Below are 15,085 nucleotides of genomic sequence, written 5' to 3'. Positions count from 1 at the left end.
TATAATAACAACTGATTGATCCGCAATCATCAATAACCGTAAACCGTTGTATAGACAACACCGTTTCTATAATGTCGTTTTATTGGGGGAGATTTTAACCATGAGAATAAAAAAGAATGAAGCTGATCCTCGTGTGATACGTACACGGCGACTCCTTCAAGACGCTTTTGCTTCATTAATTCAAGAAAAAGACTTTGAATCGATAACCGTTAGAGATATTGCAGAGCGGGCTACTGTTAACAGAGCGACTTTTTATGCGCACTTTGTAGATAAATTCGAACTTCTTGAGGCCAAACTAACGGAATCATTTATGACGATCATAAATCATAGAATAAGCGGTCACGAAGTATTAAATGAAGAAACCATTCAGAGTATTTTTCTGGGTGTATGCGATTTTCACATGAGTCTAAGCACTATGTGCCAAAGAAGCTATAAATCGCTTGGACCTGTATTCGAAATTCAAATAAAGGAAAAAATTCAAGCGACACTTCTTTCCTTTATAGACAAAGACAAGATGCTCTCGAGTCCAAACGCGCAATTCTTAATAAATACAGCTTCTATCATGTTAAGTTGGGGGATGTATGGGGCGGCTTACGCTTGGAACAATGAGGGGCGGCTAATGAGTGCGGAAACATTCGTTAAACAGACAATGCCCTTAGTGATGAACGGAGCCAAAGAACTACTGGGATAGGCTATGTCGCTATTGCTCTATCCTGCCCGTTCAGATGCCATAAAAACCATGAAATTCTTCGTGTTTGTGCGGAGCCGCCTCCACCTGGATTGCCTAAATCGGTTGCGTTTGAAACCGTCAGGCCATTGCACGTATTCGGACATGCAAAAAACCGCAGCTTCACGGTGTCGATCTTCGCCGTGAAGTTGCGGTTGTAGGGGTTTTAGTAGGTAGCTATCACAAAATCATATGTACCAACTCGATGAATCGGATCATTGGTAGGCAGCCCCTACCATGAACCATTCGAGAGCTTCTGAAAATTCATGAGGAAGCTCTGACACCTGGAGGAAGGTACACATCTCGCTTACGATCCGCTCTCTGTTTTGCCCGTATTGCTCTGTGAGCAGAGCTAGCTGCTCCCAATCACTGAGCTCCTTTTGAAAGGCAGCTCGATCCAATGGACGGCCGTGCGATTCCACGAAAAGGATTGCTTCAGACTGGTACGCTTGCTTCAACACACGCAGAAAACGGGAGGCTGTATAACTGCGCGGCCCGCCATAGACAGAGGGACCCAGGGCATCTCCCAGGAACAGCGTTTGATCCTCTTTTACGTACACATAGCACGAATCTTCCGAGTGATCTCCTCCGACACGGTCCACCTGACATGTCACGCCACCAAGGTCGATCGTGATCGATTCATCGAATAGGATATCCGGCTCGACTATTCGGATCAAGTCCCGGTTCATTCCGTACTCTTTTCTGATGTTCGCCATCGTGCTGGCATTGATGATCTTCTCCTTACAGAGCTGTTCCATGACTTCATCCGACCATTCCAGCCCCATCAGTTTGCTCAATGCATGTGCGGTTTTTGCCTGCGCGATGGTAGGTAGATCCCATGCTGACATTCCGAATGTATGATCCCAGTGCCAATGAGTCAGCATGAGCAGATCTGGAAGACGAACGCCTAGCCTTTGCAACTCCTGACGAAACAACGCGGCATGCGCCGGTGAATTTCCAGCATCAATCAAGAGGGTTTTTCTTGCCCCCGTAATAGCTGCTAGGATGGGGCGATCCGTGTCATGACTTGCATGCATAATCAAGATATGCTCGGTAATCTGTTCGATCGTGGACATTTCCTTCTCCCCTTCCCAAATACGCCAATGTAATTTTCTCTCTACAGAATGACACAGCAATATTTTCCATGTTATCACACAACACTTTCCCCTCGCACAAACAAAAACGCCCGTGTTACCAGGCGTTTTTGTAGATACCCCGTGAATTACCCGTACATTAGTTGTCTCACGTTCATGCGAATCACGATTATATTCTTTCCTTCTATCGTTTCCACCCCTACTGATGCGCCGTTTTTTTGAAATGATATTCAGCCGAATCTTCGCCATCGTCAAAGCTCCCTTTGTTCGAACCTGCAATATGTAACGCTAATGGGTTAAAATTCAAGCATTTATTTGCGTACAGGCACATTAAAGGAACAACATACGGGGGTGATTAGGGTTAAGTTCATTCAGTACGTGCCGACCAATTTATTTTCGGCACTGGGGTCGTGTTCATTTTACTCAAAAAGAACCACCCTACGCCGGTTAAGGCGCAGAGTGGCGCTAAGTTAATAGATCCTAATGACAGTAGAAGGAGTTTTGAATTTGTTATTTCTGAAACAACCCAAAGAAAAGATTAGTTACCTGCAATGTTAAATTAATGATTCATATGAAACATTGTTATTTTTCATAACTTTTTCTATTTTCGGGAATACTTCAGATAAAAACCTACCTTTGGCCTGTTCAGAGATGTATAAGCATATACCTTCATCGGTCTCTTCTATCGTCATAGCAAAACTATAATTGTTAATATTTTTATTTCCAGATTCAGTGACAATGCATGCACAAAAAACCTTTATTTCGTTCAAGATTTCCATATTATTTTTTGGCCTAAACCAAAGAATTTCCCTTGCTAACTTTGGCCACCAAAACCATGTATCAATTGAACCAATTAATACCTTGCGCTCTTCTATAAATTTCATATACTTTCGATCAGTTGTTTTTACTGGGCCAGCAAATAACAAAAATTCGTCTTTATCTAGAAAGCAATTAAATATTTCGAAATATAATTCTGCTCGAAAAGGTAAAATAGAATCTTCAATTAGAAAATATGGTCTAGATTCCTTAAAGTATATCATTTGTCACCCCTCCATTAGTAGTAATGGTTATTATCGATACTATTTCCTTTCGGTTAGGTTTCTACTAGTTTGACATTCGAGAACAGCGCTTAACAAAATGGAGTCTACTGTCTACCCCGAATTGAGCAGCACTGACTAATGCCTAAAAACACAGGAATCACTATTGTTGTTAACCAAATATAATTGTTTGCCCCAGACAATGGACGATTAAAGCAATAGACCGATATTGGACAAACGGAAGCGACTGTCCAAAAATAAAAACCAGCTTCCCATAGCTGGTTTCTTTGTTTAGAAGTAGTCATTGTATAATTCTTGCTGCTGTTCCTCTGCAATGGTCTGTAAGTCATATGCGTTAATTCGAAATAACTGATAGTCGCCCATTTCCGTTTTTTGTGCGGCGAGCTTACTTAGAAATTTCGGAGACCCTTCGTTTTCTTCATCGTAAACTAACAAGAGACCATCTGAATTGGATAGCAAGAATTTGTCTTTCTCTCCAAGCTGCCAAACTCCCTGGTAAGGTGTTTGATAGACACTATTGATATAGTCAGCTTGCATCACAATATTTCGGTAGTAATCCTGGGTCTCTTCTTTCCACTTTTCCTCTTGATTCAAAAACGGAGTGATTACCGCCAGTTTTAGATGTGGATACTCCTTTTTCAATTCCAGAACAGTTTCGGCTGCCCACATTTCTACCCCGAGTTGACCTGATATGATGACCCATTCCAATTCTTCCTCAAGGAATCTTACGAGTTCCCGTTTCAGTGCTTTCTTTATAATGGTCAACCCCGGATTTTTTTCATTGAAAATGCCCAGCTCGTGAGCCTTGTATCCTGAAACAAATAAACGTTTTAACATGGTGCCACCTCTAGTTTAAAAGAAGCTCTAGCAGAAAATAGATTTCTTTTCACTCGCTGTTTATTCATTAGTATTGCGTCTCATATTTTTTTATCTTATCACAAATGATGTGTTCTAAATATCGTGGAAGGTTTTCATTCTACTACTCTTCGACCTTACCTGTCAGGGCATTGATATCGTTACCATCAATGGAATAAACAAGAACCGGTTTGGCCAACTTCTCTCCATTAATGAATGGATAGATGTATAGCAGTTCAGTGGGTTGCGCCAGCAAAGCCTGGGCTGCTGCATCCATGGAGACAGCCTTCCTCTTATCCGGGAGCTTGGCGGGCTTTTGGTCGAGCTTTTGATAGTACTCGGTGATTTTCCCTGTGAATCCATTCACACTCACAACAATGCATCGTCCGTATACCAGCGGTAGCCCCTCAACAGATGGCACAAACTCAACTACATACTGATTTGGATTCTCCTCATCAGTATTCAATATGTAGTAGAACTCCTTTTCTTCCTGTTTAAGATATGGTTGCATGAACTGAACGGCTTTCTCAAGAACCTGCTTTTCCGACAATGTTGCCTTCCCTCTTTGGGGTGGGACGTTCGAATAGCTTTTAAATCTGATCACATCACCATCCTTCGTAACTAATAACTCCTTTTCATCAGGGGAAAAATAGATACTCTCCATCTCGTTATGGAAGCCGTTGAAGATACTACCCTTCAAGCTCATACCAAACTCGCTTTCGTATATTCGCTTTGCCTCCTGCTCATTCGTGACCTTTACTACCTTTCCACCAGGCGTGAGGGAGATTGGTTTCCACCTCCACTTTCTATATTGCCGAATAGTGAACAGCTCAGCTCCTGTTACTGCGTCTATATAACCGGAGAATGCAGAGGAGTAGACGAGATTGGTCTGATTTTCACCATGGGTGTACATAAGTTGCAGGCGGGGTGGGATAAAGTGACTGAGCTGATCTTTCTTCATCGCTTGGGCTGGGGGGAGGAAGTCAGCTGGATTGATGTTTGTCAGCGTGTTTTCTCCTGCCGAAACGTTGGTTACCTGTCCCGCACTGTTTACTGACAACCGAAACTCATCGCCAACTACCTCGATGCCATTTACATAGCGGCTATAGATGACATCGCCTACAGGAGCCCGCGTTACCTTGTACAGGCTGCGCATTTCACCGATCAAGCCTTCCATGAAGGTATCGGCGCTCTTATAGGCCAGCTTGTCATCAGGATTTTCAAGATCCTTGTCATCCAATAAATACGTGAGCAACTTCCCGGTTTCTGCATGGATATAGGCTCTGGCAAAGAATTCATTATTTTTTTCATAACGGATTTCGTACACAGGCTGGTCTTTCGTTTCCAAGGTAATATGTCTAGATGTGTCATCGAGCGCTGGGACGATCATTTGCAGCTTTTGCTCCGTTCGTTTTGCCTTTTCGCTTAACTGATTTTCCTGAAGGTGAGCTGCTGCTTGGTGGTTCCCTGTCTGATTTGCCATGACTGTGCCCGAGGCTGGTGACAGGAGCAGCGTGACTGTTAGGAGTGTGCTCCTTGCCAGTACAGGATAACGCCTTTGAGAGGTCGAGGTCATACATGTATCCTCCATCTTTTCTTGACGTTGAAGCTCACACAATAAGACGATGTTTAGAAAAAATTGTCACCTCATCTTACGTGAGACAAGCCTACGCATCTTAATAGACAAGCAATCATGGCGGTAAGATACAGGGAAAATAACAAAGAGAAAAAGGGCCCTTATAAGGCCCTTACATCCGTGTTTCTTGTCCGCTATTCAATTACCTTCTACTCTTTGTTCAACTGAAGATAGTGCCTAAACAACTGATCGCAGTCCTCACGCTTCTCGACCTTGATCATGTTCAAAACGCTCTGATCCTTACCGGAAAAATAGTCGCGAAGATGCTTATCCGAAAAACCGTTCTCATGCGCATCCTCCGCAGTTGAGCAGTAATGAACGACCTTGATGCCAGACCAGATGATAGCACCCACGCACATCGGGCAAGGCTCGCATGTCGCGTAAATTTCGCAGCCTGTCAGGTCCATCGTGCCCAAGGTCTTGCACGCTTCGCGAATGGCTACCATCTCTGCGTGCTGGGACGGGTCCATATCTGCCATCATGCGATTGCTGCATACAGCGATGATTTCGTCCCCTTTGACGACAGCCGCCCCGAAAGGACCACCGAGCTTGTTGTTCATACCTTCCATCGTTTTTTCCACTGCCAGCTTCATGTAATCCATTGTCTTGCATCCTCCCTCAAGAGGCCATTATTTTACGATGTGTGTCCCTGCTTTGTTCGTAATCGCATCCTTTAAGCTCTCTGGGTTCGTAATGATCACACTTGACCCGTTTTTCTCCAAAAAGCTCAGGCTGGCCTCAATTTTTGGCAGCATGCTGCCTTTTGCGAAGTGCTCTTCACGAACGTATTGCTTCGTTTCCTCTACCGTGATGCGCTCCAGCGCCTTTTGATTCGGCTTGCCGAAGTTAATGCACACCTGCGGAACACCTGTCGTAATGATCAATGTCTGTGCATCGATCTGCTCTGCCAGCAAGCTGGTGGCAAAATCTTTGTCGATGACAGCATCAATCCCATCGTACGTATTTTCGCCCGTTTTCACAACCGGAATACCGCCGCCGCCAACAGCAACTACCACATATCCCGCTTCGATCAACGATTTGATTGCGTCTTTTTCCACGATGTCGATTGGCTTAGGGGAAGGCACCACTCTTCTGTAGCCGCGACCGGAATCCTCGATAAATACCCAGTCCGGATGCTCTTTGCGCATCTCTTCCGCCTGCTCCAGCGTGAAGAAGGAGCCGACTGGCTTCGTTGGATTTTCGAAGTTCGGATCATCCTTGCTGACTTCTACCTGTGTGATGACGCTCGCCACTTTTTTGTTGATTCCTCTTTTGGCAAATTCGTTGGTGAGTGCCTGCTGGATTTGGTAGCCGATTCCCCCCTGCGTATCCGCCACGCAATTGACCAGCGGGATCGTAGGCATCCCGGACACTTCATTCGCGATTTCGCATCTTTGCAAAGCAAATCCAACCTGCGGTCCGTTGCCGTGCGTAACGACAACGTTGTAACCTTCTTGCACCATATCTGCTATATTTGCTGCAGTTTCACATACGGCCTCATACTGGTCTTGAATCGTGTTGCGACCATTATCCTTAACCAATGAGTTGCCGCCGATTGCAACAATAACGAGTTTTTCCACTGGGCACTTCTCCCCTTGTTAAGATACTTTTGCAGCTCTTTCACTCTGCGTGATCGTGCTTGGTTTGTTCCATCTATAGCACAGCGCATATAAAACGCCGGAAATGATCGACCCGCTAAGGAATGCTGACTTGCTGATGTTTGCCAATAGTGGCACATTTGGCAAGAAAGAGCCGGATAGCGTAATCAAGAAGCTGACGATCAATACGCCGCATGCCACCCTATTAAAGCCGTTTTCGTATTCTCCGTTTTCACCTGGTTTTACGTAGATGGTTGATAGATCCAGCTTTCTTTTTCTTTCAATGAAAAAGCTGACCAGCATGATCCCCGTAATTGGACCGTACATGGAGCCGATAAAACTATAGAACATATACAGCGCGGCCGTACCGTCCACCAGCTTCCAAGGTAAAATGACAGTCCCCAATACAGCTGTCAAGATAGCCGCTGATTTCACAGTAAACATTTTCGGAAGAAGCGCTGTCATTTGCAGTCCAGATGGAAGCAAATTCCCAAACACAACATAGCTCGTCGAACCTATATTCAGTGCCAGCAACAAGATAATGACGGCAACAGGATTCCCAATTTGATCAATGGCAGCGACGACATTAAAGTCTGTGATGCCAAACGCAATTTGTGTTCCAACCAACAATCCTACACACGTAATTCCAAACAGGATGTAGGATGCAATCATCCCAAGCGGCAGACCAATCATCGGAGCTTTTGGGTGTTTTGCCCTTTGCGTAAGGTCTGCAATATTGACAATCGGGCCGCCCCAGTTCGATACCAATGCACTTACACATGCGATAAAGACAAGCCAATTCTCCATCGGTTTGGCAGGAGCATAAGCAAAGATCGGACCAAATCCGCCAGCAACGCTGATCGCCCAAATCGCTGCACCTACAATGAAAATATAGATGATCGGTGAAGACCATTTACTAAACAGACTGAGAATTTTCATTCCACCTAAAAACAATCCAACTGTAATGACCCAGAGGATCACATAAGAAAGCATGGTCGGGAAATCTAATCCGAGAAAATCAAAGCCTGGAACCATATTCATATAGCCAGGGAATATTTTCTCAAAAATGACATTAAAGGATTGTGCGCCAATAATTGTTTTGGTCCCAAAAAACACAACACCAGCGATAAGCCCGCGACATATAGCAGGAATGATCGAGCCTTTTACACCAAAGGAGCTGCGCAACAGCATCGAATAGCCAATTCCGTACTTCGTTCCCGCATAGCCATTCAATACATAGCCAGCCGAAACAATCAAGGCAGCAATCATGACTGCCCACAAGACTTGCGGAACGGATAATCCGAGGACAAAGAATCCGGCTACAGTCATGTACGACATGAGATTATGCACAGCGCCCATCCACACGGTCACGTAGTTAAAGGTGCCCCAATCTCGATTTTCGGAAGTCTTCGGCAAAATATCGTCCGCGTATCCATAGGACTTGAATTCTTCATATGATTCCTTTACATTTGCCTGTCCCATGTTCATTCACCTTCCTCATTCAACCCAGCTTTCGCAACCTTCTTTTGCCGCGAAAGCTGAGTCACCTAGGATGAAAAGCTGTTAGCTAATCGTTTCCGTCACTGCGAGCAATGCCTTTTCAAAAGCTTCCATCGGCGGATACGTAATACCCGCACCGATCATGCCGATACCTGCGTCTTTATGCGCAATGGCGGTGTTGATAATCGGCAGGATGCCTGTTTGGATCACCTGACGAATATCGATTCCTGTCGGTACTCCTCTAAAGTCCAAGAGTGGAATCGTGACGTTTGGATTTTCTGCTGTCGTGATTTCTTTCATCGTGGTGGAGAAGCCGATCGCTTCTTCAACCGTTCCGCCTACAAGTGCAACAATCGCTGGAGCTGCCGCCATTGCAAAGCCACCGATCCCATATGTTTCGGTGATCGCACTGTCCCCGATATCCAAGCCGGAATCCTCTGGCTTGTAGCCTGCAAACATCGGACCGATTACCTTTTGTGCTGGTCCAGTAAACCAGGTGTTGCCAGCCATACCGCTTACTCGGATACCGAACTCTACCCCATTGCGCGCCATTGTAGTGACAATCGTGCTGTTCTCGATTCCATGCGCTGCGTCCAGTGCGCATTTGCACATCGCCATCCATGTCGGGCCAGAGAAGTAATCGCTGCTTGCGACGAAATCGAATACTTCGCGTTTTTGTTCTTTTGTGAAATCTGTCTCCAAAATGTACGGAGTCAGCGCTTGAATCAACAAGCTCGTACCTGCGTTGTTGCGGTTGTGGCATTCGTCACCCATGTGCAGCGCTTGCGCCAGCATGAGACGAAGATCGATTTCGCCCGCAATTTTCATCGCATCACGCAGCATGGGTCCCAATACATCGCGCATCCAGTTCAGACGGGCGATGACGCTTTCATCGTTGGCGCCCATGCGCAAAATTTTAGCCATCTGCTCACTCAGGTTGGTGTAAGCGACGTTTCCGTACGTCTTGTTTTTCACCACATGCATGAACATCGAAGCGGATGTCACACCTGCCATGGAGCCTACGCAGTTGTGTTCGTGGCATGGGGAGAACGTGATTGCGCCGGAAGCAGCTACCTGTTCAGCTTCCTCGATGTCTTTTGCCAAGCCCTCGAATACGATTGCTCCAGTTACGGCACCTTTCATCGCGCCGCACATTTTGTCCCAAGTAATGGGCGGGCCTGCGTGCAGAATCGTGGTTTTTGTCATGCCTGGTACCACATTGATCGCTTGGTCGAAGCCAACAAGCATCGGCTGGGAGTTGATGATGCGCTCTACCGCCAGCTTGTTTGCCGCAGCGATTTTCTGAGCGACAGCAGCGTTTTCCAGTCTGTCGAGAGCGTTGATCAGCTCAGGCTTTCCGCCGCCTGGTGGCTTCCAATCCAGATGAGACGCATTCGCATTTTGCTTGATGATATCGTCTTTGAAAAACTCGATCCCTACGTTAATCGCATGAATTTTTCCGTTAAACAGCTCGTTGATTTTGCTCATGATTATTCCCCTTTCGCAACAAATTCTCTAGCCAGAAGACCTGCGTTCGTGCTGCTGCTTGCAATCGTTACACCCGCATCCATCAGCTTCTTCACTTGCTCATCAAAGTTCGGTGTATCGAGGTCGGTACCCAGCACGTAGCCCAGAATTTCCAGGTGTCTGCCTTCCTTGGCAGCTTGCGCTTTTGCTTCAATGATTGCTGGCAGCATCACGCCGACAGGATCTTCGTGGGAACCAAAGCCCAAGATGAAGTCCATCAGAATGACGCCGACGGAAGGATCTTTTGCTTCTTCCATAAATCTAGCGATGCGCAAGGACGGGTCGATCATTGGATGCGGCTTGCCGTTTGTAAAGTCGTCATCGCCCATGTCGAGGTAAGTGTGTGCCTTGCTCTCATGGATGTTTTTCAGCTTGTAGTCCGCTTTCTTTTGAATGTTGCTGTATACGTCTTCATACTTTTCCATCGCGAGGTACATCGCTTCGTCGCACAGGGTACCGCCGCAGAACAGTCCCCGAACGTATTTTTGTTCCGGTGTCAGCTTTGCCCGTACCTCTTCAATCAGCGGCCAGTTGAGAGCGCGCTTGTTGAGCTCGTCTTCGTTGGCGCCAGCCAGCACAACTGCTTTGATGGCTGCTTCCTTGCTCGTTTTTGCAAAATGTCCGCCTGCTTCCAGAACTGGCGTTTCTTCTCCACCAATGAAGTACACAACCACAGGCTTTTTGCAGTTTTTCACTTGTGCCAATACTTTTTCCTGAACGCTTGGTGCTGGTGGCTTGGAAATGAGCACGATGACCTTTGTCGCCTCATCCTCTTCCAGCGCTTTGATTCCGTCGAGCATCATGATGCCGCCGACTTGCTCGGACAGGTCGCGTCCGCCTGTACCGATCAGCTGCGTGATACCGCCACCGAAGTCGTGGATACGCACGCTCACCTCTTGGCTGCCTGTACCAGATGCGCCTACGATCCCGATGTTGCCTTTTCTCACGGCGTTTCCGAAGCACAGCGCCACATTGCCGATAATCGCCGTACCGCAGTCAGGTCCCATCATCAAAAGGCCTTTTTCATGCGCGAATTGCTTGAGGGCGATCTCTTCCTCGATGCTCACGTTGTCGCTGAACAGCATGACGTGCAGATCGTTTTCCAATGCTTTTCTCGCTTCTCTTGCCGCAAATGCACCGTTTACTGAGATGACAGCGAGGTTTGCCTCTGGAATGCTGGCTGCCGCTGAATCAATCGTGGAGTATTTGATCTCCGTTGCAGATTTGCTGCCGCCTTTTTTCTTGAACAGTTCTTCGATAGCGATGAGAGCGCTCTCGCACAGCTCGTCTGTCGCTGCCTTCACCACGATCATCAAGTCGCTCGTTTTCGCTGCTTCCAGCTCAGGTGTGAGCAAGCCCACATTTTTCAATACCTCTTTGTTCATGTCCGTGCCCATCGCGATCACCGCTTGTTCGACACCTTCAATTTGATTCGCTTTTGTAGACAGAGACATCAGGGATACCGAGTCAAAATACGTGCTTTGCTTGATTACGACTTTGGTAGACATACATTACCTCCAGCTTCTAGATTTCGTTCCAAACCACATAGGATGCCAAGCAGGATATCCGTACCCGACGACGAGCCGATCCCGATGATTTTGTCTAAAGCAGGGACAAGCTCTTCCATGGAGCCGGACACCATGCATGAAAGCAAGTCATTTAGCGACTCCCTTACTTGTCCATGGGCTGCTTTTTTCAGCGTGATCGCACTGATTTCGTTCGTTAATGCTTGGGACGAACGGACGATTTCATCGAAAAATGGGCATGACAAACAAGAGGAAATGTTTTGCATTTTGTATACACTGCACAATCCCACTAAAAAATCGTCACCCGATGGTGTTAACCCCGGCCCCAGACCGATTAGACTTATCGCATGCTGAGTAGCTGACTCTATGCGGTTGTTCGCCAGATCGTCGGAAAGCATGCCTGCACGCTGGATCAGCATACGGGACATCTCTTTCTCAAACGGACTGGCAGGTTGGGAGGACATTTTCATGCCCCCCGTCTTGCCGTATACGTCCACGTAGTTCTTCGTGAACGCCACATTTCTGCGCAATACTTCTACGCCTTCTATGTCACAAGGATAGGAAGGAAGCTCACCTTCCCACTTTGTTGCTTGCTGAGTCCAAATTCGTAAATCCGCTCCAATAACGAGCGTGTTCTCTTCCGTAATGACCGGAGCGTTAACGGATAGCCCCAGCCCCGAAAAGCCTTGTACATCAATGATGAGCGTGTTCGGTGCATTGTCTAGCTGATGGTTGCCAAGGGTGTACAATTCTCCGTTTTCGCTGCATGTCAGATTGATCGTTCGCTCAAAAATACTGTGTACGGTCCCGCTAAAGTTTGCTCGTGCCAAACGCTCAAGGAAACCGGTATCGCCAGACAACGCCTGGATGAACATGGGATGATTTACTTTGCTCCTGCTTCCAGCAAGATTTTTTCGATCTCGGTGTAGCCTTTTCTTCTCGCCAGTTCAAGCGGTGTTACGCCGTACTTATCTACCATGTGCACATTGCAGCCATGCTCAATCAACAGCTTGATGATCGTTTGCTGCTTCTCGCCGCCATCGCCTAAGATGATCGCTTCGATCAGTGGTGTCCAACCCACAAAGTTGGTATGGTTGACGTTAATGTCAGTCGTCGTTACGAGCTCACGAACGATGTCCACATGACCTTTTTCGCACGCTGGTGTAATCCCTACTCCACCAAAACGAGTCAACAGCTCCAGGTTTGTTCCTGCCTTGATCATCATTTTGACAAGCTCCAGCTTGCCGTTGATGCAACCGAACAAGAACGGGTTGAAGCATGTCTCATCCTGCAAATCTACATCTGCACCCGCTTCTACCAAAAACGATACCGCTTCCAATTTGTCGTTCATGGCAGCAGTCAGAATCGCTGTACGCTTTTGTCTGTTTCTTGCGTTAATATCTACGCCCTGCTCCAGATGCTTTCTCAGTGCTTCGATATTCCCCTCAGCCGCTGCCTCGAGAAATGCCTGTACTACGCTTTTGTCTGTCATAGTAAGCCCTCCATGATCTCGTGATTGAACAACCCGCCAAGATGGCTGAGCGCTTGCTCTTTTAAAAAACAATTAGACAAGCACCCCGTACTTACATCATTATTTTAGACAGGGAGAATGGAATCGTCATTGTGTATGGAAACTAAAAAAATTGAGGTTCACTTGTGCACATTGCACAATTACAGGGATTCTTTTGTGGCAAAGGAGTGAACAGGGTGCTGACCATCAAAGATTTGCTTACCATTCAATCGATAGACGGCATCAAAATCATCGCCGGAGAGCAAGGCATCAATAACGTCATCTCCATCGTCAATATCATGGAGAACCCGGATGCTTTTGACTGGCTGTCTTCCAATGAATTACTGCTCTCCACCGGATATATTTTCAAGGACAATCCCGAACTGCAAAATAAAATCATCAAGGAGCTGGCGGAAATCAACTGCTCCGGGCTCGTTATCAAGATGCACCGCTATTTTGATCAAATCCCGCAAAACATGATTGATCATGCCAACAAGTATGGACTGCCGCTCTTGGCCCTGCCTTTTGAATACACGCTGTCTAAAGTGATTGCCATTATTAACGAGAAAGCCTCCGGGCGCTATGATTTGTTGAACCGCAAAACACTGGACATGCATAATGCGCTGTTTCGCATTGCACTCGAAGGTGGCGGACTGGATCGCATCGCCTCCGAGCTGTCTGAGACCATCAACAACCCGATCCTTATTCTGGATCAGGACTGGCATCTGCTCCATTACACGGAAATCTGGCACAATCCGATTCCGCTTGACTCCTGTCTGACCTTGAGCAAAAACAGACCTGTTTTTACCCGTGACTTCACCGAGTCCGTCCCGAAAAATATTAGCCAGATCAAAAAGTCGATCAAGCGTATCTACCATGCGAAAGATGATGAGGTGAAATGCAGGATTCTACCCGTTGCCGTTGCCAACCACATCTACGGGTACATCGTCGTCTGGCAAACCGTGTGGGAGCTGACTGAATTTGACTACATCGTGCTGGAGCAGGCGTCCACCATCGTAGCACTGGAGCGGATCAAGGCGAGGGAAATCGAGGAAGTGAAGCTGAAGATCAGACAAGACTTTTTCGATGACTTGCTTACAGGGAAAATCACTTCGACTGACTCGCTGCAAACCTTATGTGACTTGCACGGGCTGCAATCGAGCTACATGTATTTTTGTATGGTCATTAATATCGAGCCGGTTGAGCTGGAAAATTTGGAGGATATAATCGATCGCAAGTACGAGCTGGATCGGATCGCAAAAAAATGCGTGGATCTCGTCTATGACTATTCGAGCAAAGCTCCTGGAGAAATCACCTGCTTTTATCGGAACAATCGGATCATCATCCTTATCGGACAAAATGAACATCGCCCTGTGGTGTCTGCAAGTGAAGCCAAGCAATTCGCCAATGAGCTGTACAGCGCTCTTGTGGATAAAATCAAGAAAACCTTGTTCTTTATTGGGGTAGGTCGTCAGTATAAAAACATCGCTTCGCTGCATAAAAGCTTTTCCGAAGCACATGAAGCGATCCGCCTGATGCAGAAGTTCAACAGCAAGGGCGACGTCTCTCATTTCGATGATTACTCCGTCTATCATTTCCTGGATTCCAACATTAAGGACATTGAACTGGAAGACTTCTTTTTGAAGCGTCTGGGGAAGCTGTACGAGCATGATCAAGAGTTCGGCACGAGCCTCATGGTGACCTTGGACAATTACTTTCTGTACAATCAAAATGTCAGTGAAGCGGCGAAAGCGATGTTCATTCACCGCAATACGTTTATTTACCGGATCGAGAAGATCAAAGAAATTTTGAACATGGATTTGAAAAACTCGGAGGAGCTGCTTCAAATCCAGCTGGCGCTCAAGATCGGCAAGCTTTTGCACAAGGAGTAAAGCTCGAAAGAGCGTTGTCTTCCTGCTGCTGCGGTCGGGAGAAAGGCGTGCCACATGTTTTCCAGTCGCCTGTATCCTCACTACGTTCGGGCGGTCTCCTTCCAAACATGTGACACACCTTCCCGTACAGCTGTTTGGGTTGCTCGTTTTGAACTACTCGTA

13 protein-coding genes are annotated in these 15,085 nt (G+C 46.7%); 2 read left to right on the top strand and 11 right to left on the bottom strand.

The window, feature by feature from the left end; translation table 11 throughout:
* The first annotated feature begins 100 nt into the window (after positions 1–100).
* Positions 101–691 (top strand): TetR/AcrR family transcriptional regulator, encoded by a 591-nt coding sequence (locus tag EL268_RS07400; protein WP_106655562.1) that lies wholly within the window; start codon positions 101–103, stop codon positions 689–691.
* A 251-nt stretch (positions 692–942) separates the two neighbouring features.
* On the opposite strand, the gene EL268_RS07395 is transcribed toward EL268_RS07400, so the two are convergent.
* The 11 genes from EL268_RS07395 to EL268_RS07345 form a co-directional block, all read right to left on the bottom strand.
* Positions 943–1,803, bottom strand: a complete 861-nt coding sequence (locus EL268_RS07395) for an MBL fold metallo-hydrolase (protein WP_106655561.1) — start codon at positions 1,801–1,803, stop codon at positions 943–945.
* A 572-nt stretch (positions 1,804–2,375) separates the two neighbouring features.
* On the bottom strand, positions 2,376–2,861 hold the full coding sequence (locus EL268_RS07390) for a hypothetical protein (RefSeq protein WP_106655560.1): 486 nt from the start codon (positions 2,859–2,861) through the stop codon (positions 2,376–2,378).
* 288 nt (positions 2,862–3,149) lie between these two features.
* Positions 3,150–3,716 (bottom strand): SLOG family protein, encoded by a 567-nt coding sequence (locus EL268_RS07385; RefSeq protein WP_106655559.1) that lies wholly within the window; start codon positions 3,714–3,716, stop codon positions 3,150–3,152.
* Between the two features lie 142 nt (positions 3,717–3,858).
* Positions 3,859–5,310 (bottom strand): YcdB/YcdC domain-containing protein, encoded by a 1,452-nt coding sequence (locus tag EL268_RS07380; protein ID WP_106655558.1) that lies wholly within the window; start codon positions 5,308–5,310, stop codon positions 3,859–3,861.
* Between the two features lie 209 nt (positions 5,311–5,519).
* On the bottom strand, positions 5,520–5,972 hold the full coding sequence (locus EL268_RS07375; RefSeq protein ID WP_106655557.1) for a nucleoside deaminase: 453 nt from the start codon (positions 5,970–5,972) through the stop codon (positions 5,520–5,522).
* A 27-nt stretch (positions 5,973–5,999) separates the two neighbouring features.
* Positions 6,000–6,950, bottom strand: a complete 951-nt coding sequence (gene arcC / locus EL268_RS07370; RefSeq protein WP_106655556.1) for a carbamate kinase — start codon at positions 6,948–6,950, stop codon at positions 6,000–6,002.
* Positions 6,951–6,968: 18 nt separating this feature from the next.
* The gene (locus tag EL268_RS07365; RefSeq protein ID WP_106655615.1) at positions 6,969–8,450 is read right to left on the bottom strand and encodes a cytosine permease; all 1,482 of its coding nucleotides are present in this window, start codon (positions 8,448–8,450) and stop codon (positions 6,969–6,971) included.
* An 81-nt stretch (positions 8,451–8,531) separates the two neighbouring features.
* On the bottom strand, positions 8,532–9,956 hold the full coding sequence (locus tag EL268_RS07360; RefSeq protein WP_106655555.1) for a YlbE family protein: 1,425 nt from the start codon (positions 9,954–9,956) through the stop codon (positions 8,532–8,534).
* A 2-nt stretch (positions 9,957–9,958) separates the two neighbouring features.
* On the bottom strand, positions 9,959–11,503 hold the full coding sequence (fdrA, locus tag EL268_RS07355) for an acyl-CoA synthetase FdrA (RefSeq protein ID WP_106655554.1): 1,545 nt from the start codon (positions 11,501–11,503) through the stop codon (positions 9,959–9,961).
* Positions 11,485–12,396 (bottom strand): oxamate carbamoyltransferase subunit AllH family protein, encoded by a 912-nt coding sequence (locus EL268_RS07350; RefSeq protein WP_106655553.1) that lies wholly within the window; start codon positions 12,394–12,396, stop codon positions 11,485–11,487. Before EL268_RS07350 ends, fdrA begins: the two co-directional genes overlap by 19 nt.
* 8 nt (positions 12,397–12,404) lie before the next feature.
* Positions 12,405–13,013, bottom strand: a complete 609-nt coding sequence (locus EL268_RS07345) for an ankyrin repeat domain-containing protein (protein ID WP_106655552.1) — start codon at positions 13,011–13,013, stop codon at positions 12,405–12,407.
* Positions 13,014–13,228: 215 nt separating this feature from the next.
* Between EL268_RS07345 and EL268_RS07340 the strand changes: the two genes are divergently transcribed.
* Positions 13,229–14,923: a PucR family transcriptional regulator gene (locus EL268_RS07340; protein ID WP_106655551.1), complete on the top strand. Its 1,695-nt coding sequence runs from the start codon at positions 13,229–13,231 to the stop codon at positions 14,921–14,923.
* The last annotated feature ends 162 nt before the right edge of the window (positions 14,924–15,085 follow it).

This window comes from Brevibacillus brevis (assembly GCF_900637055.1).
In the GTDB taxonomy this organism is placed as follows: Bacteria; Bacillota; Bacilli; order Brevibacillales; family Brevibacillaceae; genus Brevibacillus; species Brevibacillus brevis.
The sequence above is the reverse complement of the archived record's forward strand: the minus strand, read 5'-3'. Positions and strand labels throughout refer to the sequence as shown.

Excerpts from the sequence above, each read along its gene's own strand:
- EL268_RS07400 (WP_106655562.1), top strand. The coding sequence starts at position 101 with ATGAGAATAAAAAAGAATGAAGCTGATCCTCGTGTGATACGTACACGG.
- EL268_RS07395 (WP_106655561.1), bottom strand. The coding sequence starts at position 1,803 with ATGTCCACGATCGAACAGATTACCGAGCATATCTTGATTATGCATGCA.
- EL268_RS07390 (WP_106655560.1), bottom strand. The coding sequence starts at position 2,861 with ATGATATACTTTAAGGAATCTAGACCATATTTTCTAATTGAAGATTCT.
- EL268_RS07385 (WP_106655559.1), bottom strand. The coding sequence starts at position 3,716 with ATGTTAAAACGTTTATTTGTTTCAGGATACAAGGCTCACGAGCTGGGC.
- EL268_RS07380 (WP_106655558.1), bottom strand. The coding sequence starts at position 5,310 with ATGACCTCGACCTCTCAAAGGCGTTATCCTGTACTGGCAAGGAGCACA.
- EL268_RS07375 (WP_106655557.1), bottom strand. The coding sequence starts at position 5,972 with ATGGATTACATGAAGCTGGCAGTGGAAAAAACGATGGAAGGTATGAAC.
- EL268_RS07365 (WP_106655615.1), bottom strand. The coding sequence starts at position 8,450 with ATGGGACAGGCAAATGTAAAGGAATCATATGAAGAATTCAAGTCCTAT.
- EL268_RS07360 (WP_106655555.1), bottom strand. The coding sequence starts at position 9,956 with ATGAGCAAAATCAACGAGCTGTTTAACGGAAAAATTCATGCGATTAAC.
- fdrA (WP_106655554.1), bottom strand. The coding sequence starts at position 11,503 with ATGTCTACCAAAGTCGTAATCAAGCAAAGCACGTATTTTGACTCGGTA.
- EL268_RS07350 (WP_106655553.1), bottom strand. The coding sequence starts at position 12,396 with ATGTTCATCCAGGCGTTGTCTGGCGATACCGGTTTCCTTGAGCGTTTG.
- EL268_RS07345 (WP_106655552.1), bottom strand. The coding sequence starts at position 13,013 with ATGACAGACAAAAGCGTAGTACAGGCATTTCTCGAGGCAGCGGCTGAG.